At 53.5% G+C, this 20742-nt stretch carries 15 protein-coding genes; 9 read left to right on the top strand and 6 right to left on the bottom strand.

Annotated elements, in window-relative coordinates; translation table 11 throughout:
* Positions 1-4 precede the first annotated feature (4 nt).
* The 3 genes from lolA to lrp all read right to left on the bottom strand — a co-directional run bounded on the left by lolA (position 5) and on the right by lrp (position 4911).
* A complete protein-coding gene (gene lolA / locus ACLBVC_RS07665) occupies positions 5-616 on the bottom strand; it encodes an outer membrane lipoprotein chaperone LolA (RefSeq protein ID WP_410149133.1) in 612 nt (203 codons plus the stop codon).
* Positions 617-811: 195 nt separating this feature from the next.
* Positions 812-4294: a DNA translocase FtsK 4TM domain-containing protein gene (locus ACLBVC_RS07660; RefSeq protein ID WP_410149132.1), complete on the bottom strand. Its 3483-nt coding sequence runs from the start codon at positions 4292-4294 to the stop codon at positions 812-814.
* 122 nt (positions 4295-4416) lie between these two features.
* Positions 4417-4911 carry a leucine-responsive transcriptional regulator Lrp gene (lrp, locus tag ACLBVC_RS07655; RefSeq protein WP_013574775.1) on the bottom strand — a complete coding sequence of 165 codons (495 nt, stop codon included), beginning with the start codon at positions 4909-4911 and terminating at the stop codon, positions 4417-4419.
* Between the two features lie 721 nt (positions 4912-5632).
* Between lrp and trxB the strand changes: the two genes are divergently transcribed.
* The 5 genes from trxB to infA all read left to right on the top strand — a co-directional run bounded on the left by trxB (position 5633) and on the right by infA (position 11338).
* Positions 5633-6601: a thioredoxin-disulfide reductase gene (gene trxB, locus ACLBVC_RS07650; RefSeq protein WP_410149131.1), complete on the top strand. Its 969-nt coding sequence runs from the start codon at positions 5633-5635 to the stop codon at positions 6599-6601.
* Between the two features lie 148 nt (positions 6602-6749).
* Entirely contained in the window at positions 6750-8516 is a 1767-nt protein-coding gene (gene cydD, locus ACLBVC_RS07645) for a heme ABC transporter permease/ATP-binding protein CydD (protein ID WP_410149130.1), read from the top strand.
* Positions 8517-8518: 2 nt separating this feature from the next.
* Positions 8519-10240, top strand: a complete 1722-nt coding sequence (cydC, locus tag ACLBVC_RS07640; RefSeq protein ID WP_410149129.1) for a heme ABC transporter ATP-binding protein/permease CydC — start codon at positions 8519-8521, stop codon at positions 10238-10240.
* Positions 10241-10291: 51 nt separating this feature from the next.
* A complete protein-coding gene (gene aat / locus ACLBVC_RS07635; RefSeq protein ID WP_410149128.1) occupies positions 10292-11026 on the top strand; it encodes a leucyl/phenylalanyl-tRNA--protein transferase in 735 nt (244 codons plus the stop codon).
* Between the two features lie 93 nt (positions 11027-11119).
* Positions 11120-11338 (top strand): translation initiation factor IF-1, encoded by a 219-nt coding sequence (gene infA / locus ACLBVC_RS07630; protein ID WP_002211347.1) that lies wholly within the window; start codon positions 11120-11122, stop codon positions 11336-11338.
* Positions 11339-11558: 220 nt separating this feature from the next.
* Here the strand turns inward: infA and clpA are convergent, their stop codons facing one another.
* Positions 11559-13841: an ATP-dependent Clp protease ATP-binding subunit ClpA gene (clpA, locus tag ACLBVC_RS07625; protein ID WP_152324209.1), complete on the bottom strand. Its 2283-nt coding sequence runs from the start codon at positions 13839-13841 to the stop codon at positions 11559-11561.
* A gap of 27 nt (positions 13842-13868) precedes the next feature.
* On the bottom strand, positions 13869-14189 hold the full coding sequence (gene clpS / locus ACLBVC_RS07620) for an ATP-dependent Clp protease adapter ClpS (protein WP_104924673.1): 321 nt from the start codon (positions 14187-14189) through the stop codon (positions 13869-13871).
* Between the two features lie 394 nt (positions 14190-14583).
* Here clpS and cspD point away from each other — a divergent pair, with 394 nt between their 5' ends.
* Both cspD and ACLBVC_RS07610 read left to right on the top strand, forming a co-directional pair.
* Complete coding sequence (gene cspD, locus ACLBVC_RS07615) at positions 14584-14805, top strand: cold shock-like protein CspD (protein WP_152324210.1); 222 nt, start codon at positions 14584-14586, stop codon at positions 14803-14805.
* A 307-nt stretch (positions 14806-15112) separates the two neighbouring features.
* Complete coding sequence (locus tag ACLBVC_RS07610) at positions 15113-16102, top strand: VirK/YbjX family protein (protein WP_410149127.1); 990 nt, start codon at positions 15113-15115, stop codon at positions 16100-16102.
* Here the strand turns inward: ACLBVC_RS07610 and ACLBVC_RS07605 are convergent.
* Positions 16099-17832 carry a DUF2813 domain-containing protein gene (locus ACLBVC_RS07605; protein ID WP_410149126.1) on the bottom strand — a complete coding sequence of 578 codons (1734 nt, stop codon included), beginning with the start codon at positions 17830-17832 and terminating at the stop codon, positions 16099-16101. The genes ACLBVC_RS07610 and ACLBVC_RS07605 overlap by 4 nt on opposite strands.
* Before the next feature lie 188 nt (positions 17833-18020).
* Between ACLBVC_RS07605 and ACLBVC_RS07600 the strand changes: the two genes are divergently transcribed.
* The gene (locus ACLBVC_RS07600) at positions 18021-18920 is read left to right on the top strand and encodes a LysO family transporter (RefSeq protein ID WP_410149125.1); all 900 of its coding nucleotides are present in this window, start codon (positions 18021-18023) and stop codon (positions 18918-18920) included.
* Between the two features lie 169 nt (positions 18921-19089).
* Entirely contained in the window at positions 19090-20742 is a 1653-nt protein-coding gene (hcp, locus tag ACLBVC_RS07595) for a hydroxylamine reductase (RefSeq protein ID WP_410149124.1), read from the top strand.

Here is a 20742-nt window from a genome sequence, read left to right as displayed (position 1 = left end):
TACCTCACTGACGCTGGTCGTCCACCGTCACACCTTTCGGGGGAGTAAATTTAAACTTCGCATCATCGACTGACGCGTTTTGCTCACCCTTTAGGGTATAAGCGCTCTTTTGACCATCCTGCTCAACCGCAGTAAAGCTTTTAATGGTACCTGTTGGCGTAACGGTGATAGCAAATTCCTTCAGATTTCCGGTGGACGCTTTCGGCGTCAGCTGGAAGTCGTCACCCTGCTGCTTCACGTTATATTTCGACCAGTCGCTGCTGTCGTTGCGGGTAATCAGCATAAATGGCGTGTTGCCGGTAGCATTTTTCAGCCAGGTTGCAGTAACCTGCTCAACAAACGGGTTGTAGAACCACAGTGTTTTGCCATCAGAAACCAGGATACTTTCGTCAGGCGTCGTCATATGCCAGTTAAACAGGTTTGGACGTTTGACCCACAGTTCGCCTTCACCCTGCTGAACGGCAGAACCGTCATCGCTGGTGACAGTCTGGGTGAAGCTGGCGTGGAAAGTGTTCAGTTTACCCAAGCGGGATTTGAGATCACTGCTGGCATCCGCCAAAACGGAAGCGGAGGTAAATGCAGTCAGTAAACACCCTACCAATAACAATTTTTTCATTCTTATAGTTACCTTAAAAATCCTTAAACTTCAGACGATGCCTTTCATAAAGACAAAAGACGTATGGTGCGAACTCTATCCGAGGCAACGCCCCGGTGGTAGCTCAATCATCTGAAAAGCAGTCATTTTACGCATCTTTGCACAAGGGCCGCATTCGCGACCCTTCTTAACAAAAACCCGGCAAAACCCAATGATTTATTCGTGTGATGGCGGAGCCAGCACTTCTCGGTTACCGTTATGGCCCGGCGCACTGACAATGCCCTGCGCTTCCATCTGTTCTACAATTCGCGCCGCACGGTTATACCCGATACGGAACTGACGCTGAACACCTGAAATAGACGCACGACGCTTGTCGACGACGAACGCAACGGCCTGATCAAACAGGGCATCGAGCTCTTCATCACCGTCCAGACCCAGACCGCCGCCTTCGCCATCGTCACCACCAGAAACGATGCTTTCGATGTACTTAGGACGACCGCGGGCCTTCCAGTCCTGAACCACAGCATGCACTTCCTGATCACGAACAAACGCGCCGTGAACACGAACCGGAATCGACGAGTTTGGCGCCATATACAACATGTCACCCATACCCAGTAACGATTCTGCGCCGCCCTGATCGAGGATGGTGCGGGAGTCAATTTTGCTCGAAACCGTGAAGGCAATACGCGTCGGAATGTTTGCCTTGATCAGACCCGTAATGACGTCGACGGAAGGACGCTGCGTTGCCAGCACCAGGTGGATACCGGCCGCACGGGCTTTTTGTGCCAGACGCGCAATCAGCTCTTCCACTTTTTTACCGACGGTCATCATCAGGTCAGCAAATTCGTCAACCAGCACAACGATAAACGGCTCCTTTTGCAGATATGGCGGTTCTGCGGCCATACCGTCGCCCGGTTTCCAGAATGGATCCGGAATCGGTCTGCCCATTGCTTCAGCTTCAAGAATACGTTCGTTATAACCCGCCAGATTACGCACCCCCAGCGCTGACATCAGCTTATAGCGACGTTCCATTTCACCGACACACCAGCGAAGCGCATTAGCTGCATCTTTCATGTCGGTAACCACTTCGGTCAGCAGGTGCGGGATCCCTTCATACACAGACAACTCGAGCATTTTCGGGTCGATCATAATGAAGCGCACATCTTCCGGCTTGGATTTATATAACATGCTGAGGATCATGGCGTTAACGCCCACAGATTTACCGGAACCGGTTGTACCGGCCACCAGCAAGTGCGGCATTTTCGCCAGATCGGCGATAACAGGTTCGCCTGAAATGTCTTTACCCAACACGATCGTCAGCGGAGACGTACTTTCTTTAAATTTCGCACAGTCCAGCACTTCTCGGAGATATACGGTCTGGCGCTTTTTGTTCGGCAATTCCAAACCAACGTACGGCTTGCCGGGGATCACTTCCACGACACGCACGGCGACGGCGGATAATGAACGGGCAAGGTCACGCGACAGGTTGGAAATTCGCGCCGCTTTTACGCCCGGCGCCAGATCCAGTTCAAAACGTGTGATGACCGGCCCCGGCAACTTCCCGACGACATCCGCTTTAATGCGGTAATCATTCAGACGCGCTTCAATCAGATTACCCATCTGTTCGAGAGCGAATTCATCAACCGGCTCGGCTTCCGCCGGTGGCGAAGTCAGCAAATCCAGAGACGGCAGCGGCGTTGTCGGCTTGACCAGCGGCTGCTCATTACGCATCAGGAAGGGATGGATCAGGCTGTCCATATCAGGCTGTGGCGACGGCGATGACTGACGTGGCGCTTCGTATTCCTGCGAATGTTGCACCGGTTCTGAAGCGGCCTGACGCTGATAAGGCGGCTGTTGTGCAAATGTCGCAGGCTGCGGTTCATCTTCTGCCTGAGCTGGCAACGTGAATAACGGTTCTGACGGTGTGTCATCCACCAGATCGGCCATTGGCGAGAAGCTGAATGCATCGTGCTGGCTCAGTTTCATCGCAGCCGCAGCGAAATCATCCGCAACAGTGTTTGTCGTTTCCGGCGGCAGATTCTGCGAGTGATGATGCTGAACCAGACCACTTTGTGGCTCGACATCCTGCTGATAACGGGCATTTTCACGCGCCGCAAACGCATTACGTAGTTCTGCTTCCTGCAACGCTGCCTCTTCATCAGGCTCATCATCGGTGACAGATTCACCGTAGCGTTCCTGCTGCTGAGCCGCAAAAGCTTCCTGCAACGCCGCTTCCTGTCGGGCTTCCTCATCAGCCTGCGCCAGAGGATCTTTATGCCAGTCAGCATGTTCAGCCTCTTTTTGCACGGCAGCCTGTGCATTTTCCTGCTGTTCGGCGATGCGTTGAGACGGCAATTTAATCCCGTAGGAAGCCAGTTCGCGACGCGTTGGAATACGCACTGGATTTGGACGCGGCAATTCCGGCCCGAAGCCTTTTTTCACCTGTGGATTTTCATCACTCACGGCGCTGAAAGCAGGCATAAACGTATTGCCGGCAGAAGTTGCCGCCGACTGGCCTGCCTGCGCAAGGCCAGTTGCCAGTGCTGCCGTGGCCGCGACGCTCGCAATTTGCGCCGCATCAGGTGCCGCAGAGCTGAAATCAAACGGAGAACGTGAATGCTCAACCGCCGTCTGCCAGTTACCCATACTCGGGCCATCGTCATCGCTGCGCTGAATCGGTGCCGGAGACGGCGATTGCTGTACCGGCTGCGGGTGACGCGGCACGGGTGTCTCTTCCGGAATTTCGAAGTTGTATAACGGCGGAGCCGCAGGCTGCGGTGCTTGCGGAGGCGGAGCAATTTCTACCACCGGAGGTTCAGCCGCATACGGATTCACTGTCTCTGCCTTCATAGCAGGAGCCGGTTCGGCCGCAATGGCCTGCGTAACCGGAGGCGTTTGCAACGCAGGTTCTGTTACAGAAGGCGCAGAGAAAAGAACGTCGTCTTCGTCAGCGTCTGAACCCGCGACAGCCTCTGGCACAGCGGCCGCCGCAGTAGCAGCAACCACTTTCGCCGCCGGTTTTTCGTCGCCTTCTTCCAGTAACGGATCGTCCTGCCCGTCGTATTCGTAATCTTCCTCACGGCGCGAACGGTTGGTCACAATATTGGTGACGCCAAGCACTGCGCCACCGATTTTCTCCGCGATAGTCAGCCATGACCAGCCGGTGAACAGCGTCAGCCCGGCCGCCCAGACGCACAGCAGAACCAGCGTTGCCCCGACGTTATTGAAGTACGGCGTCATCGCTGTGCTCAGCAAACTGCCGATTACACCGCCCGACGCGAAATAGTACAGGTCATCGACGTTGACGGATGCCAGACCGCAAGACGTGACAATGAGCGCCAGCGTCCCGATAAGGCGCAGCGACAGAGCAAAATAATCGACGAAATCCTGGTGATCGCGCTGACGAAAAGCCGCCCAGCACAGACTCAGGATAATAGGGGGAATAGCGTAACCAAATACGCCAAAAATGAAGAACAGCGTGTCGGCCATCCAGGCACCCACACCACCGCCCCAGTTATGAATGGGCCCATGCCATGCGGTCTGCGACCAGCTTGGATCAGAGGGGTTAAAACTCACCAGTGCTGCCATTAAATAAGCAGCAAAAATCGCTACCACAACCAGCAAAGCCTCCAGAATACGGCGACCATTGCTCAGTCTTTTCAGGGTAACGTCTTTATCTTCTGTGTATTCCTGGCTCAAGAAAGGCTCTCCAGGTTCCTGTGAACTGAGAAAAAGCAACAGCGCCGAGAGTTGACCCCGGCGCCATAGCTGTATAGATACACAGGAGTGTAGCTAAAAATGCAAGGTTTTGCACCTGACAATTACCGGGTCTTAATGACCAGGCGATTCGTCTGTTTCACTTCTTCCATTACCACATAGGTACGAGTGTCATTAACACCCGGCAGACGAAGCAAAGTCTCACCTAACAACTTACGGTAAGCCGACATATCAGGTACGCGGGTTTTCAACAGGTAGTCGAAATCCCCAGAAACCAAATGACACTCCTGAATATCTTCGAGTTTTTGTACTGCCGCATTGAACTGCTCAAACACATCTGGCGCGCCGCGGTTGAGAGTGATCTCAACAAATACCAGCAACGAAGCATCCAGATAATGCGGGTTGAGCAATGCGGTATAACCATTGATGAAACCCTGACGTTCCAGACGACGAACGCGCTCCAGACATGGAGTTGGAGATAATCCCACACGTTTGGAAAGCTCGACGTTTGAAATCCGGCCATCCTTTTGCAATTCGTTGAGGATGTTACGGTCAATACGGTCGAGATCTTTTCCCGGACGTTTTTTGTTGTCTACCATTATTATTGTCTCTCTGCTGTCCTTCCCTGCACCTGCCATACCCCAGCCAACTTCAATGTCTAAGGGTTGTCCCAAGCGAAGACCCGATTATTAAGGTTTACGCATCCAAAAGCCGTGTTGATCCCCTGTCAAAAGGAACACTGCCGTATAAACGGATACTCAAAAGAAATAACCTTGCGAAATTAATAGGTTGTAAACAGCCAACCTGATTCACTAAACCCTGCTGGAACTAAAAAACCAAAAAGCAAGACCAGAACGGGTCCGGTAGCAGCCAATTGCATAAATTCAAGTCACAGGCAGGCAGTTAATTTCTTCTTCCCCTGATGTTTTCGCAAATGCACAGCGGATTGTCAAAGTAAAAGAAGCAAAATCAGAAGAACGTGCCAGATTGAAAAGCCAGCGCCCCCTTTTTAGCTATCTTTTATCTTTGAACAATAACAATTCCGTTCACGCCTTATTTCAGTCAAATCCACACAAACTGCCGTGATTTGTCATCAAAAGTCCGCATACGGGCAAACAACCTCCCAGCGCATTCATGTCTTTGCGCTGTTTTTTTACTCTAACCATCAAACAGTTACCTGCGGCGAAATCCTTTCTACGCGGGTTCGGCAGTAAAAACTATCAGACAAATCGTTAACAACATCTGAGTTTGCTTTTTTTAACGCGCTATTTTCCCTACAATCGGTCTATCGCTAGTCGCCATCGCGGAGATGAATTACGCATGAGTACGGTTAAACACAGTAAATTATTGATTCTGGGCTCTGGCCCGGCGGGTTATACCGCTGCGGTTTATGCAGCACGCGCTAACCTCAACCCGGTTTTAATCACCGGTGTGGAAAAAGGCGGTCAACTGACCACCACGACGGAAGTGGAAAACTGGCCGGGCGATCCGGAAGGTCTGACTGGTCCGGGTTTAATGGAACGCATGCACGAGCACGCGACCAAATTTAATACCGAAATTATTTTCGACCATATCAATAAAGTTGATTTGCAGAACCGTCCGTTCCGCCTGACCGGTGACAGTGGCGAATATTCCTGTGACGCGCTGATTATTGCTACCGGTGCTTCTGCACGTTATATCGGTCTGCCTTCTGAAGAAGCCTTTAAAGGACGCGGTGTGTCTGCCTGTGCAACCTGTGACGGTTTCTTCTACCGCAATCAGAAAGTGGCGGTAGTCGGCGGCGGCAACACCGCTGTAGAAGAAGCGCTTTATCTGGCGAATATCGCCTCTGAGGTTCACCTCATTCACCGTCGTGACAGTTTCCGTGCGGAAAAAATCCTGGTTGACCGTCTGAACGATAAAGTCGCCAGCGGCAACATCGTTCTGCACACGCACAAAACGCTGAACGAAGTTGTCGGCGACCAGATGGGCGTCACCGGCGCGAGCCTGCTTGATGTCCGCACTGACGAAAAATCGCAGGTTGACGTGGCTGGCGTGTTCATCGCTATCGGACACAGCCCGAACACCGGCATTTTCGAAGGTCAGCTGGAACTGAAAGATGGCTACATCAAAGTGCAGTCCGGCTCGCATGGCAACGCTACACAGACCAGCATTCCCGGCGTTTTCGCCGCAGGCGACGTGATGGACCACATCTATCGTCAGGCAATTACCTCTGCGGGCACCGGCTGTATGGCGGCACTCGACGCCGAGCGTTATCTGGACGGTTTATCGCAAGCGCCGGATTTATAATTACTCTCCGAGGTAATTACCGGACCCAGAGTCCACATAAAGAGTAACGAATTGGGCGGCTTAATTGCCGCCTTCTTGTTTTCAGTCCTAACTCAAGCATGTAACATGAGCGGCCTCCCATCCGGATTGCTGCGCAGACTGATGCCTGATGAATAAAACACGACAACAAGAACTTATCCGCTGGTTAAAACAACAAAGCTCACGCGCCAAAGGCTGGATCCGTCTGTCCATGATGCTGGGTTTGCTCTCTGGTTTACTGATCCTTGCACAGGCCTGGCTGATGGCCGGACTGTTACACGGTCTGATCATCGAACAAGCGCCGCGTGAAACGCTCTTGCAAAGCTTCCTGCTGATGGCCCTGACGTTTATTCTGCGCGCCGTCGTGACCTGGCTGCGCGAACAGGTGGGCTTTATCTGCGGGCGGGTTATTCGTCAGGAAATGCGCAAACTGGTTCTGGATCGCCTCGAAAAACTGGGGCCCGCGTGGATTCAGGGCAAACCGGCCGGTAGCTGGGCAAGCATCATTCTTGAACAAATCGAAGATATGCAGGATTACTATGCTCGCTATCTTCCGCAAATTGCATTGGCCGGGATTATTCCCCTGCTGATTCTGGTCAGCGTGTTCCCGATTAACTGGGCTGCCGGATTAATTCTGCTCGTGACTGCCCCGCTAATCCCGCTGTTTATGGCGTTGGTGGGCATGGGCGCGGCGGATGCAAACCGTCGTAACTTTGTTGCACTGGCCCGTCTGAGCGGTAATTTCCTCGACAGCCTGCGCGGGTTGGACACCTTACGCCTCTTCAACCGCGGCACCGCCGAAGTGGAGAAAATCAAACGCTCCACCGAGAACTTCCGTGCGCGTACCATGGATGTCTTACGTCTGGCATTTCTGTCCTCTGCAGTTTTGGAGTTTTTCGCTTCGATTTCCATCGCTGTCGTCGCCGTTTATTTTGGTTTCTCCTATCTGGGTGAGCTTAATTTTGGCAGCTACGGCACGCCGGTTACGCTCTTTGCCGGTTTCCTGGTGCTCATCCTCGCACCGGAATTCTTCCAGCCGTTACGTGATTTAGGCGCGTTCTATCACGCCAAAGCGCAGGCGGTCGGCGCAGCAGAAAGCCTGCTGACGTTCCTGAGCGCCGAAGAAACCGGGATGGGTGACGGCGATAAGACCTGGCCACGTGGTCAGGACGTTTCACTCGAGGCACGTGACCTGTTTGTTCAGTCACCGCAGGGGAAAACGCTGGCGGGGCCGCTGACGTTTACGGTTCCTGCCGGGCAACGTATTGCGATTGTCGGGCTGAGCGGCGCGGGTAAAAGTTCCCTGCTCAATGCGCTTCTCGGTTTTCTGCCTTATCAGGGTTCACTGAACGCCAGCGGCATTGAGCTGAAATCGTTGCGCAATGATGAATGGCGTAAACAACTGAGCTGGGTCGGCCAAAATCCACATCTGCCGGAACAGACGCTGCGTTCGAATATTCTGCTGAATCAGCCAGATATCAGCGAAGCACAGCTCCAAAGCGCAATTAACCGTGCGTATGTGAATGAATTCCTGCCACTACTGCCTGAGGGGCTGGAAACTGAACTGGGCGACAGCGCGGCGCGATTGTCGGTGGGTCAGGCACAGCGTGTTGCTGTCGCGCGCGCCCTGCTTTCTCCCTGCCGGTTATTGCTGCTCGATGAACCCACCGCCAGCCTTGACGCACACAGCGAAAAACGCGTGATGAGTGCTTTAAACGAGGCGTCCCGATCGCAGACCACGCTGCTGGTTACGCATCAGCTGGAAGATACACGCGACTACGACGAAATCTGGGTCATGGAGAAGGGGCAAATCGCTGAGCGCGGCACATTCGCGCAGCTGGTTGCTCAGGGTGGATTGTTCGCCAGTTTGTTATCACAGCGCAGTAAGGAGCTGTAATTATGAGAATTCTTCTGCCTTATCTCGCGTTATATCGCCGTCACTGGTTCCGCCTGTCGCTGGGTGTCATTCTGGCTATCGTCACGCTGATGGCCAGCATCGGGCTGCTCACGCTTTCCGGCTGGTTCCTGGCGGCGTCTGCCGTTGCCGGGCTGGCCGGGCTTTATACGTTTAACTATATGCTGCCTGCAGCCGGGGTTCGCGGCGCGGCCATTACGCGAACGGCAGGACGCTATGCCGAGCGGCTGGTGAGCCATGATGCGACGTTCCGCGTACTGGCTCACCTTCGCGTATTCACCTTCACTAAAATCATGCCACTGACGCCGGGCGGTATTGCGCGTTTCCGTCAGGCTGATTTGCTCAACCGACTTGTCGCCGACGTCGATACGCTGGATCATCTTTATCTGCGCGTAATATCGCCGCTTATCAGTGCGCTGGTGGTGACCATTCTGCTGACTATCGGGCTGAGTTTCCTCGATGTCACGCTGGCCCTGACGCTGGGTGCTATTATGCTGGCGCTGATGGTGCTTCTGCCGGTGATTTTCTACCGTGCCGGAAAACCTGCAGGACGTGAACTGACGGCGCTGCGCAGCGATTACCGTACGCAGCTAACTGCATGGTTGCAGGGGCAAGGCGAGCTGGTGGTTTTTGGCGCTCAGCCGCAATTTCGTCAGCAACTGGATGATATTGAACGCCGCTGGATGTTGCGTCAGCAGCAGCAGGCAAAACTGACCGGTCTGTCGCAGGCAATGATTATTGCCGCTGCCGGGCTGACGGTGACGCTGATGTTGTGGCTGGCAGCGGGTGGGCTGAGTGCTTTCCCGCAACCCGGCGCGCTGATTGCGTTGTTTGTCTTCACGCCTTTAGCGGCGTTTGAAGCGCTCGGGCCTGTTGCTGCGGCCTTCCAGCATCTCGGGCAGGTTATCGCATCAGCGCAGCGCGTAAGCCAGATCATCAGCCAGCCTGCTGACGTGGCATTTCCGCCGCAAGGCCCGGCAGCCGGTGAGCAGGTCAGCCTTACGCTAAAAGACGTTAATTTCACCTATCCGGGCCAGCCATTGCCGGTGCTGAAAAATATCACACTGGATGTCTGCGCCGGTGAGCATATCGCCCTGCTCGGCCAGACCGGTTGTGGCAAATCTACGCTGTTGCAGTTGCTGACGCGCGGCTGGAATATCAGCAGTGGTTCGCTGATGCTTAACGGCCATGACATCACGGAATACGATGAAGCGACGCTGCGCCGGACGATCACCGTTGTCAGTCAGCGCGTACACGTTTTCAACACCACGCTGCGTGAAAACCTGAGGATGGCGTCGCCAAAATGTTCCGATGAACAGATTGCCGACGTTCTGAAACAGGTTGATTTGCATGTTCTTCTGGAAAACGAAGGGTTGAACGCGTGGCTTGGCGAAGGTGGTCGTCAGCTTTCCGGCGGCGAACAGCGTCGTTTAGGCCTTGCCCGCGCCCTTTTACATGATGCGCCGCTGTGGTTGCTCGACGAACCGACTGAAGGTCTGGATGCCGAAACGGAACAACATATTTTGGCACTGCTGCACAAGCATTGTCAGAATAAGACGCTACTCTTAGTGACGCACCGCCTCCACGGTCTGGAAACTCTCGACAGAATATGTGTCATGGAAGAGGGTCAGATTGTGGAACAAGGTGATCACCAGACACTGGCCGCCGCACACGGACGTTACGCGCGTTTTCTTTCGCGGGGCTGATGTTGTTTCAGGTTTTAACGGCGGCCCGCAGGTCGCCGGATAAGGAGATCTATGCGGTTAGTGAAGCTTGAGGCCAATTCTGTTCATTTCCCGGATCCAGACACTGCACTGTTGGAGCCAAACGGCCTGCTGGCTATCGGAGGGGATCTCACCGCGCCACGCCTGCTTTCAGCTTATCAAAACGGGATCTTCCCCTGGTTTGAACCCGGTGAGATGATCCTCTGGTGGACGCCCGATCCACGCGCCATTCTGGTTCCTGAAGAGCGCCACGCCAGCCGAAGCCTGCGACGTTTTATGCGTAAAAAACCTTACCGTTACACGCTCAACCAGCGTTTTGAGCAGGTCATCCGCGCCTGCGCCATGCAGCGCGAAGACGGTACGTGGATTGGCCCTCTGGTGCAGCGGGGCTATCAGGAATTGCATGAAGCAGGCCGCGCGCATTCCGTTGAGGTTTGGGAAGATGATGAGCTGGTCGGCGGTTTATACGGCGTGTCTGTCGGCGGATTATTTTGCGGTGAGTCGATGTTCAGCCGCCGGGAAAATGCCTCCAAATGTGCGCTGATGGTATTTTGCCAACATTTTTCCCGCAATGGAGGAGAACTGATTGACTGTCAGGTGCTCAACCCTCACACTGCGTCGCTGGGTGCGAGAGAGATCCCCCGCCGCCAATTTTTGCAGCAGTTATCCGAACTTTCGCAACGCGCGTTAGCGCCGGATTGCTGGTTGCCACAAGACTTATCCCCACATGATGAAGACCTGCCGGTGTTCCCGAAGGATAGGGAATAGGTGCGGTCATGGACCATACTTCTTTACATAATGTGGGTTTTTCGGCATTATCTTGCCGGTTAAAAACTATGGTAGTTAGACCTAGAGGATTCGATGGCCAAAGAAGACAACATTGAAATGCAAGGCACCGTACTTGATACGCTGCCAAACACTATGTTCCGCGTAGAATTAGAAAACGGACACGTAGTTACCGCTCACATCTCCGGTAAAATGCGTAAGAACTACATCCGCATCCTGACGGGCGACAAAGTCACTGTAGAGCTGACCCCGTACGACCTGAGCAAAGGCCGCATTGTCTTCCGTAGCCGTTAATAAGCGGCTCACTCATCGCTGATTTTCCGGCGATCCCTGAGGATACCCTCTTCGCCCTTCCTGCTTTTGCAAGGGCGTTTTGTGGTATCCGCAATTCGGCATTTTTTTCATTATCCTTTCTGAAATCCCTCACTAATTCCTGTAATTAAATAAAGAATCTCAGAAAGAAAAAAGGCGATGTTTTCACATCGCCTTTTGTTTTTTCGTCACGGATGAGAAATCAGTGCACCGCGCCTTCCGGTTTTTTCTTCTGCGCACTCATGAAGTGATAAGTCAGCTTGTCGGCCTCTTTATCCAGCGCCACAGAAACGGAACCACCGTCCACCAGAGAACCAAACAGCAGCTCATTGGCGAGTGGTTTTTTCAGGTTTTCCTGAACGGTACGGGTCATCGGACGCGCGCCCATTGCACGGTCATAGCCTTTCACCGTCAGCCAGTCGCGGGCTTCATCACTGACTTCCAGTGAAACACCTTTCGCATCCAGCTGCGCCTGCAACTCAACGATAAACTTATCAACGACCTGCTGGATGACATCCGTAGACAGATGGTTGAACCAGATTACATTGTCCAGACGGTTACGGAATTCCGGTGTAAAGGTACGTTTGATCTCTTCCATTGCATCCGGGCTGTTATCCTGATGAACCAGACCAATCGACTTACGTTCCGTTTCACGCACACCGGCGTTGGTGGTCATCACCAGAATCACGTTACGGAAGTCCGCTTTACGACCGTTGTTATCAGTCAGCGTCCCGTTATCCATCACCTGCAACAGCAGGTTGAAGACGTCAGGATGGGCTTTCTCGATTTCATCGAGCAGCACCACGGCGTGAGGATGTTTAATAACCGCATCCGTCAGCAAACCGCCCTGATCGAACCCGACATATCCCGGAGGCGCACCAATCAGCCGGCTGACTGTGTGGCGCTCCATATATTCCGACATATCAAAGCGCAGCAATTCGATATCCAACGCTTTGGCCAGCTGAACCGTGACCTCTGTTTTACCGACACCCGTAGGCCCGGCGAACAGGAATGAACCGACAGGCTTGTGATCCTGACCCAAACCGGCACGACTCATTTTGATCGCTTCAGTCAGTGCTTCAATGGCAGGATCCTGCCCGAAGACCAGCATTTTCAGACGATCGCCCAGGTTTTTCAGCACATCACGGTCAGTCGCCGAGACGGTTTTTTCCGGTATGCGGGCAATACGCGCAACCACGCTTTCAATGTCGCTGACGTTAACAGTTTTCTTGCGTTTGCTGACCGGCATCAACCGGCTGCGGGCGCCCGCTTCGTCAATGACGTCGATAGCTTTGTCCGGCAAGTGACGGTCATTGATGTACTTAACCGACAACTCAACTGCTGCACGCACCGCTTTCGCGGTATAACGCACGTCGTGATGCGCTTCGTATTTGGTTTTCAGGCCATTAATAATCTGAACGGTTTCTTCAACGCTTGGCTCAGTAATATCAATTTTCTGGAAGCGACGCGCCAGGGCACGGTCTTTCTCAAAGATATTGCTGAATTCCTGATACGTCGTTGAGCCGATCACTCTGATTTTACCGCTCGACAGCAACGGTTTAATCAGGTTAGCCGCATCCACCTGCCCACCCGACGCCGCACCGGCACCGATGATTGTGTGGATTTCATCAATAAACAGAATGCTGTTCTTATCCTGCTCGAGCTGTTTAAGCAGGGATTTGAAACGTTTTTCGAAATCACCGCGGTATTTAGTGCCCGCCAGCAAGGAACCGATATCCAGCGAATAGAGCGTGCAGTCGGCCATGACTTCAGGCACATCACCCTGCTCGATTCTCCATGCCAGACCTTCAGCAATGGCGGTTTTACCGACACCGGACTCGCCCACCAGCAGCGGGTTGTTTTTACGGCGACGGCAGAGCACCTGAATGGCGCGCTCAAGTTCTTTATCACGGCCAATCAGCGGATCGATGCCACCTACGCGCGCCAACTGGTTAAGATTAGTGGTGAAGTTCTCCATACGATCTTCCCCCGCCGACTGCTCTTCGTTAACTGGGTTTTCCGCATTGTTTTGCGCCTGGCCCCCCGTTTCATCTTTACGAGTACCGTGCGAAATAAAGTTCACCACATCAAGGCGGCTGACATCATGTTTGCGCAGAAGGTAGGCGGCCTGTGATTCCTGTTCGCTGAAAATCGCGACCAGAACATTGGCGCCAGACACTTCGCTTCGACCGGAAGATTGAACGTGGAATACCGCACGTTGCAGAACTCGCTGGAAACTCAGCGTTGGCTGGGTATCACGTTCCTCTTCACTGGCAGGTAAGGTGGGTGTGGTTTGCTCGATGAAGGCTTCCAGTTCCTGGCGCAAGGCCACGAGATCTACTGTACAAGCTTCAAGCGCTTCACGGGCAGCAGGGTTGCTGAGCAACGCCAGCAACAGGTGCTCCACGGTCATAAACTCATGCCGGTGCTCACGGGCTCTTGCGAAAGCCATGTTGAGACTGAGTTCAAGTTCTTGATTGAGCATAGGCACCTCCCAAATAGATTGCCTTAATCAGGCTTTTTCCAGCGTACACAGCAACGGATGCTCATTCTCCTTGGCGTACTCATTCACATGTGCGACTTTGGTTTCCGCGACTTCGGCGGTATAAACACCGCAGACCGCTTTGCCTCTATAGTGCACCTGGAGCATCAGTTGCGTTGCACGTTCAATATCATAAGAAAAGAACTTTTGCAGAACGTCAATCACAAATTCCATTGGAGTGTAATCGTCGTTGTTTAATATAACTTTATACATAGATGGCGGTTTTACCTCATCCTTTTGTTTATTCGCCGTCAAATGTTCAAAGTTTAGCCAGTCTTGATTATTGCCCATTGCCTGTTCATCACCTGTGAAGATCATATTGGAAGCCAAATACACCGACATAAAGACTTTCTGCGGAGTCTCATGTTGTAATTCCGGTATTTTACCATTTCTGGCTTCACCTTGCCGCTGCACAAAATGTCTTCCCCACACCCGACTCCGCTACCGAAATTTTAACAAAATAAGTCAATAGCGTTACCTGCTTCAAAGTTTGGTTATCTGCTCCCTTGGGACAAATGCCGTTTCCTTGACGTCCAACTCTATTCCACTAGAGTGTAAATTCGTGAGCTGAACGGATAGTAAACAGGCCTGAACAGGTGTTTATCTGCTGCGTTCTGGCCTTCGTGCTCACTCAACTGGCTTTATCTATTTACTACCAGACTAGTCATGAGAGGGATGTAGCAGCATGCAGACGGGTACTGTTAAATGGTTCAATAATGCTAAAGGCTTTGGCTTCATTTGCCCGCAAAATGGCGGTGAAGACATCTTCGCTCACTACTCCACAATCCAGATGGAGGGTTACCGGACACTCAAGGCCGGACAGCAGGTCAATTTTGACGTTCATGAAGGCCCAAAGGGGAATCATGCCAGCCTCATTGTTCCGGTGGAAAGCGAAGCGGTCGCCTGACCCCTTCAGCATACAGACTCGAATCACGCTCAGCGTGTGTTTATTGACAAATCAAATGCCGGTCACTCACTGACTGGCATTTTTATTTATGGGGGAGAATGCTTCTGGCTTCAAGCCCTGCACGCAAAAAAAAGGTCATTTTTTAGACACCAATTGCTAAGACAGTACACAAAACAAATTAAGTCTAAACATAATCTCAACAAATCACGTTCAATTTCTCCATAATTTGCCCCGTTGCATACCTGTTTATTCTCGCCCTGTTGAAATAACCGTTACCGATATCCGGTTCACTTTGACAGGTAATCCCATGACCACTTTCAGCTACCCTTCCGCAGAGAAGGCTCCGCTTTCCGGCCTTCAGTTGATGACGGCGTTACTTTCCTGCCGCACGGTGCCGGGTCCGTCATGGAAATTGCCGCGTTACCGGTTCAAATTCCTTTACCGTGCACTGCTGCATCCGCGCCGGACCTTCGCAATGCTCGATTATCTCGCGCATCATCCGCAGCGCGATGAAATTCTGGCGGCGATGCCAAGCCTGCCGTGCAAATTGCATCGTATTTATCAGACGGCCAATATCACGCCGGAACAGGCGATGAAGCGCATTACCGATCACTACGACATGATCGGCCACTGCCTGCCGGATGCGATTAATCACGGTTATCTCAGCAAAAAAGAGATGGCGATCGCTACGCTGACCGGCAAAGAAGAGCAGCGTTATGCCATCACCTTCAACGCTATCGCCCGCCTGGATAAAGAAGGCGAAGCCACGCTGACATTCCATAATGCCGAAGGCGTTTCCATTGCTATCGTGACGTTCTCGTTTATTGAATATCAGGGGAAACCGACGCTGTTTATTGGCGCGTTGCAGGGACCAAAGGCGAATGTGGATCATCAGGAAATTCAGCTCGCGACCAAAGCTTGTCACGGATTATTTCCAAAACGTCTGGTGATTGAAGCGCTGACAACGCTCGCAGATGTCACGGGCATGACGCAGATTGTGGCGGTCGGTAACCACACGCACATTTATGAAAATCCGCGCTATAAAAAACGCAAAGGCATGGTGTTTGCCGATTACGACAGCTTCTGGGAAACAATGGAGGCAAAACAGGGGGAAGACGGATATTTCCATCTGCCACGCCAGATTGCCCACCGCCCGCTGGAAGAAATCGCCAGCAAACGTCGTTCCGAATACCGCCGTCGCTATCAGTTGCTCGATGACCTGGAAAGCCAGATCCGCCAGAACTTCACCCGCGGACACGGCAATCCGGTCACGATACATGAAACACGGGCGGTTTAATCCGCCCTGCCGCGCGCCAGCCAGGCCACGCGGGAAAACATTTGCCGCAGCAGCGGAGGAATCGACGCGGTTCCCCGCAAAGACGCCGACATCGCCACATCAATGGCCAGATCTGGCTTCGAGCTGCGGTGAATCGCTTTATCGATAATTCGTCGCGGCGCCATCGGCACATTCGCCGCTATCGCCGAATTCTTGCGATACACGTCCTCGAACCCTTCACGATACAGGAAATACTCGATGTCCTGCGCCGGTAACGCCGTCAGGCGGTAACGCAGTGTATCGTCATGATTTTCCACGTTGGCAATGACCGTCGCCGCGTATTTGCGCCCGGCCTCGTCGCCGTCGACCAGAGCATGCCACTCAATGCCCATCTGCCGGGCGAAACGCAGCAACGGCTTCAGGCCACACTGCGCAAACTCAATCACCTTAATGCCTTCAGATTCGAAATGATAACCGCACTGTCGCGCCAGCTGATTGAGCAACCACACTTCCGTTTCGCCTTCCACCAGCAGCCAGCAGCGCGCAAACAAAGACGAAGGCCGGTTAAAGCGGATATGGAAAGCAATGCGCCGGCTGTCTTCCATGCTCAGCCCTTCCGGCCCGATACCATAAGCCGCCACGCGCCCGGATTCACGTACCAGCCTGCAAATCTGCTCGACCGGCACCAGCGAAAGCAAATCGCCGGAATTGGTCGTGGTGATCCGTTGCAGCGGCAGCTGATCCAGCAATCCCCACGCCACTGACAACATGATCGGATGCAGACGGGTTTCGGGGTCTTCAATCAGCAATAAAGGCCGCGCGTCCGGATGCAGCACCACTGAACCCTTCGCCTGCAATAAAGTGGAAAACATACCCAGCAGCATCACCCGCATGCTGCGGCTGTTCGGCTCTGCAATCATGCGGTTGATGTTATCCAGCGAACGCCACGCCCGGCGGCTCTCGGCGCGGCCATGCCGTTTTTGCTGCCACGGCATGCTGTTTGATGTGCCCTGCTCGGCAAAATAATGCTCCAGTAACTGCTGCATCGCGGACAGCCCGCTGCGCAGTTCGCTGTTGGTCAGCGTTTGCGGGTTATGCACCAGCCCGCGCGTCAGTTCGTCGAGCTGTTTCGCCAGTTCTTCATTATTCACCGCTAACCGCGGCGCCAGCGTTTCGCTGCGCAGACGCCGGATAAACCGCGCGTCACGTAAACGCAGTACCGGACTCAGACGGATCAGCGCCTGTGCCAGCGGGTCGATCGTCGTCAGATTTAACGGCTGACCGTTGGACGACAGAAAACTGCGCAATGTCATCACGCTGCCGTCATCATCCAGTTCGCCTTCCAGCCGGTAATAAATCCGGTTCAGCTTGTCAGCGCATTTCACCCATAATGGGGATAGCGGATTAAAACGCGGTGACGTATGGTGCCCAGCCTGGTTTTCACAAAACGTAAACACGACGTGCAGATACTGTGATTTGGATTCCTGTTCCCCGGCGGGAAAATAGAAATCCTCCTCTTTGAAACAGTAAAGTTTGGGTTCAGGCGAGAGCAGAAGCGTCAGGGCATCGAGCAGACTGGACTTACCCCAGGCGTTTTCACCAATCAGAACCGTATTCGTCAGAAAGGATTCTGCCTGTCCCTGACTGGCAGAACCGGTAATTGAAGCGCCCCGTTGCGCGGGCTGAGTCAGTGTCAAAGACAGCCGGTTGATACCCCGAAAACCGACAATATCAATATGTTCCAGATACATCAGACGCCTCCTGTGCGCTCAGTGCTTCACTGAGCATGGCGTTAAAAAAGGGTTCAGGTCAAGCCCGCAGAACGCGCTCTGCGGGCCGAAGCCGCTTTACAGTCTGATTACTTTTCGTTAGCGTGTCGGGCGGCATTTTCTGTGTCGCGCTCCGTTATGGAACCTCACTTTTCAGGGATTTTTGCATTATGTATTCCGGGCTGTTAATTATTCTTTTGCCGCTGATTGTCGGTTATCTCATTCCGCTCAAAAACCGGTCCATGCTGCATCTGGTTAACCAACTGCTGAGCTGGATGGTGTACGTTATTCTTTTCATTATGGGCATCAGTCTGGCTTTCCTCGACAATCTCAGTGCGAATTTATTACTGATTTTCAAATATGCCGCCGTCAGCTTCCTGTGCATTTTCGTGATGAACTACGCCGCGCTGTGGCTGCTCGAACGCCGCCGTCCGTGGAAAACCCAGCACAAACAGGAAAAGCTGCCTTCACGCGTCCATATGGCGCTGGAATCCCTGAAGCTCTGCGGCGTGGTCATCGTCGGTTTTGCACTCGGCCTGACGCAATGGCACTGGCTGACGTTCGCCTCGCAGGCCAGCGAAATCGCTCTGCTATTCCTGCTGGCGCTGGTGGGATTGCAACTGCGCAACAGCAGCATGACGCTGCGCCAGATTATCCTCAATCGCCGCGGCATGATGGTCGCGCTCGTGGTGGCAGTCAGTGCGTTAATCGGCGGTGCGATTGCCGCCGTGCTGCTTGGCCTGCCTCTGAAAACCGGTCTGGCACTAGCCTCGGGTTACGGCTGGTATTCCCTTTCAGGTATCGTTCTGACGGATTCATTCGGGCCGGTGATTGGCAGCGCCGCGTTCTTTAACGATCTGGCGCGTGAGCTTTGCGCCATCATGTTGATCCCGACGCTGGTACGCAGCAGCCGTTCGACCGCGCTGGGACTGTGCGGCGCAACGTCGATGGACTTCACCCTGCCGGTTTTACAACGCAGCGGCGGGCTGGATATGGTGCCGCCCGCGGTGGTTCACGGTTTTGTGTTAAGCCTGATCGCCCCGGTGCTGATGGCCTTTTTCTCCGCCTGATATCTGTCCTTCCCGCTGTATTCTGACAGCGGGAAATACCCCTGCAAAAATTGCTTTAAATCAACTTCCCCCCACATTGTCTTAAAAACCCCTTCATTTCTTTTCTCACCAGTCATAGGCTTGCATCAAAACAAGCATTTAAAATGCAACTTTATAAAAGGACCTCATTATGTTTTGTGTGCAATGTGAACAAACAGTCCGCACCCCGGCGGGCAATGGCTGCGCTTATGCGCAGGGTATGTGTGGTAAAACCGCTGAAACTTCCGATTTGCAGGACTTGCTGGTCGCCGTTTTACAGGGCTTATCGGCCTGGGCGCTGGCAGCGCGTGGTTACGGTATTGTCGATGAAGACATTGACAGCTTCGCGCCACGGGCCTTTTTCTCCACGCTGACCAACGTTAACTTCGATTCCGACCGCATCGTCGGGTATGCGCGTGAAGCGATTATTCACCGTGAAGCACTGGCGGTTCGCTGCCGTCTGATGGATCCGGAAATCACCGTTGATCACCCGCTGTCGGCGCTGGAACTGGTCAGCGATAACCTGAATGACCTGCAACAGCAGGCACAGCAATTTGCGCTTAACGGCGACAAAGCGCAGATCGGCGATGACATTCACGGGCTGCGCATGCTGTGCCTGTACGGTCTGAAAGGTGCGGCGGCCTATATGGAACACGCGCACGTGCTCGGCCAGTCGGACACCGCAGTTTATGCTGAGTATCACCGCCTGATGACGTGGCTCGGTACGCAACCTTCCGACATGGGCGTGCTGCTCGAAAACGCGATGGCGATCGGCAAAATGAACTTCGGCGTGATGGCAATTCTGGATAAAGGCGAAACAGACGCTTACGGCCATCCGCGCCCGACGTCCGTTAACGTACGCCCGCTGGCGGGGAAAGCGATTCTGATTTCTGGCCATGACCTGAAAGATTTGCAGATGCTGCTCGAACAGACCGCTGGCACCGGCATTAATATTTATACCCACGGAGAAATGTTGCCGGCGCACGGTTATCCGGAACTGAAAAAATTCCCGCACCTGGCCGGTAACTACGGCAGCGGCTGGCAGAATCAGCAGGTTGAATTTGCCAAATTCCCCGGCCCTGTAGTGATGACCTCCAACTGTATTATTGACCCTAACGTCGGCAACTACGGCGACCGCATCTGGACCCGCAGCATTGTCGGCTGGCCGGGCGTACAGCATCTGGAAGGCGAAGATTTCGCGCCGGTGATCAGCCAGGCATTGCAACTGGCCGGTTTCCCTTACAGTGAGATCGAGCAGGAAATTACTGTCGGCTTTGGTCGCCAGACGCTGCTCAGCGCGGCCGACACCGTGATTGATTTAGTCGCTGCCAAAAAATTGCGTCATATCTTCCTGATCGGCGGTTGTGACGGCAGCCGCGGCGAACGCAGTTACTTCACCGATCTGGCGCGCAGCGTGCCGCAGGATTGCGCGATCATGACGCTGGCCTGCGGGAAATACCGCTTCAACAAACTGGACTTCGGCACCATCGAAGGCCTGCCGCGTCTGCTGGACGTCGGTCAGTGTAACGACGCTTACTCCGCAATTATTCTGGCGGTCAATCTGGCCGAAAAACTCGGTTGTGGCGTGAATGATTTGCCGCTGAGTCTGGTGCTTTCGTGGTTCGAGCAGAAAGCAATTGTGATACTGCTGACGCTGTTGTCTCTGGGCGTGAAAAACATCGCCACCGGCCCGACCGCTCCGGCCTTCCTGACCGACAATCTGCTGGCGGTGCTTAACGAACAGTTCGGCCTGCGTTCGATTACGTCGGTTGAGCAGGATCTGAAAACCATGCTGGCGGAGTAA

It is taken from the genome of Rahnella selenatireducens (assembly GCF_046449555.1).
GTDB lineage: Bacteria > Pseudomonadota > Gammaproteobacteria > Enterobacterales > Enterobacteriaceae > Rahnella > Rahnella selenatireducens.
This window is presented reverse-complemented; position numbering and strand designations above follow the sequence as displayed.

What these genes read in the sequence shown, in the direction of transcription:
- lolA (WP_410149133.1), bottom strand. Translation starts at nt 616, where the DNA reads ATGAAAAAATTGTTATTGGTAGGGTGTTTACTGACTGCATTTACCTCC.
- lrp (WP_013574775.1), bottom strand. Translation starts at nt 4,911, where the DNA reads ATGGTAGACAACAAAAAACGTCCGGGAAAAGATCTCGACCGTATTGAC.
- trxB (WP_410149131.1), top strand. Translation starts at nt 5,633, where the DNA reads ATGAGTACGGTTAAACACAGTAAATTATTGATTCTGGGCTCTGGCCCG.
- cydD (WP_410149130.1), top strand. Translation starts at nt 6,750, where the DNA reads ATGAATAAAACACGACAACAAGAACTTATCCGCTGGTTAAAACAACAA.
- cydC (WP_410149129.1), top strand. Translation starts at nt 8,519, where the DNA reads ATGAGAATTCTTCTGCCTTATCTCGCGTTATATCGCCGTCACTGGTTC.
- aat (WP_410149128.1), top strand. Translation starts at nt 10,292, where the DNA reads ATGCGGTTAGTGAAGCTTGAGGCCAATTCTGTTCATTTCCCGGATCCA.
- infA (WP_002211347.1), top strand. Translation starts at nt 11,120, where the DNA reads ATGGCCAAAGAAGACAACATTGAAATGCAAGGCACCGTACTTGATACG.
- clpA (WP_152324209.1), bottom strand. Translation starts at nt 13,841, where the DNA reads ATGCTCAATCAAGAACTTGAACTCAGTCTCAACATGGCTTTCGCAAGA.
- clpS (WP_104924673.1), bottom strand. Translation starts at nt 14,189, where the DNA reads ATGGGCAATAATCAAGACTGGCTAAACTTTGAACATTTGACGGCGAAT.
- cspD (WP_152324210.1), top strand. Translation starts at nt 14,584, where the DNA reads ATGCAGACGGGTACTGTTAAATGGTTCAATAATGCTAAAGGCTTTGGC.
- ACLBVC_RS07610 (WP_410149127.1), top strand. Translation starts at nt 15,113, where the DNA reads ATGACCACTTTCAGCTACCCTTCCGCAGAGAAGGCTCCGCTTTCCGGC.
- ACLBVC_RS07605 (WP_410149126.1), bottom strand. Translation starts at nt 17,832, where the DNA reads ATGTATCTGGAACATATTGATATTGTCGGTTTTCGGGGTATCAACCGG.
- ACLBVC_RS07600 (WP_410149125.1), top strand. Translation starts at nt 18,021, where the DNA reads ATGTATTCCGGGCTGTTAATTATTCTTTTGCCGCTGATTGTCGGTTAT.
- hcp (WP_410149124.1), top strand. Translation starts at nt 19,090, where the DNA reads ATGTTTTGTGTGCAATGTGAACAAACAGTCCGCACCCCGGCGGGCAAT.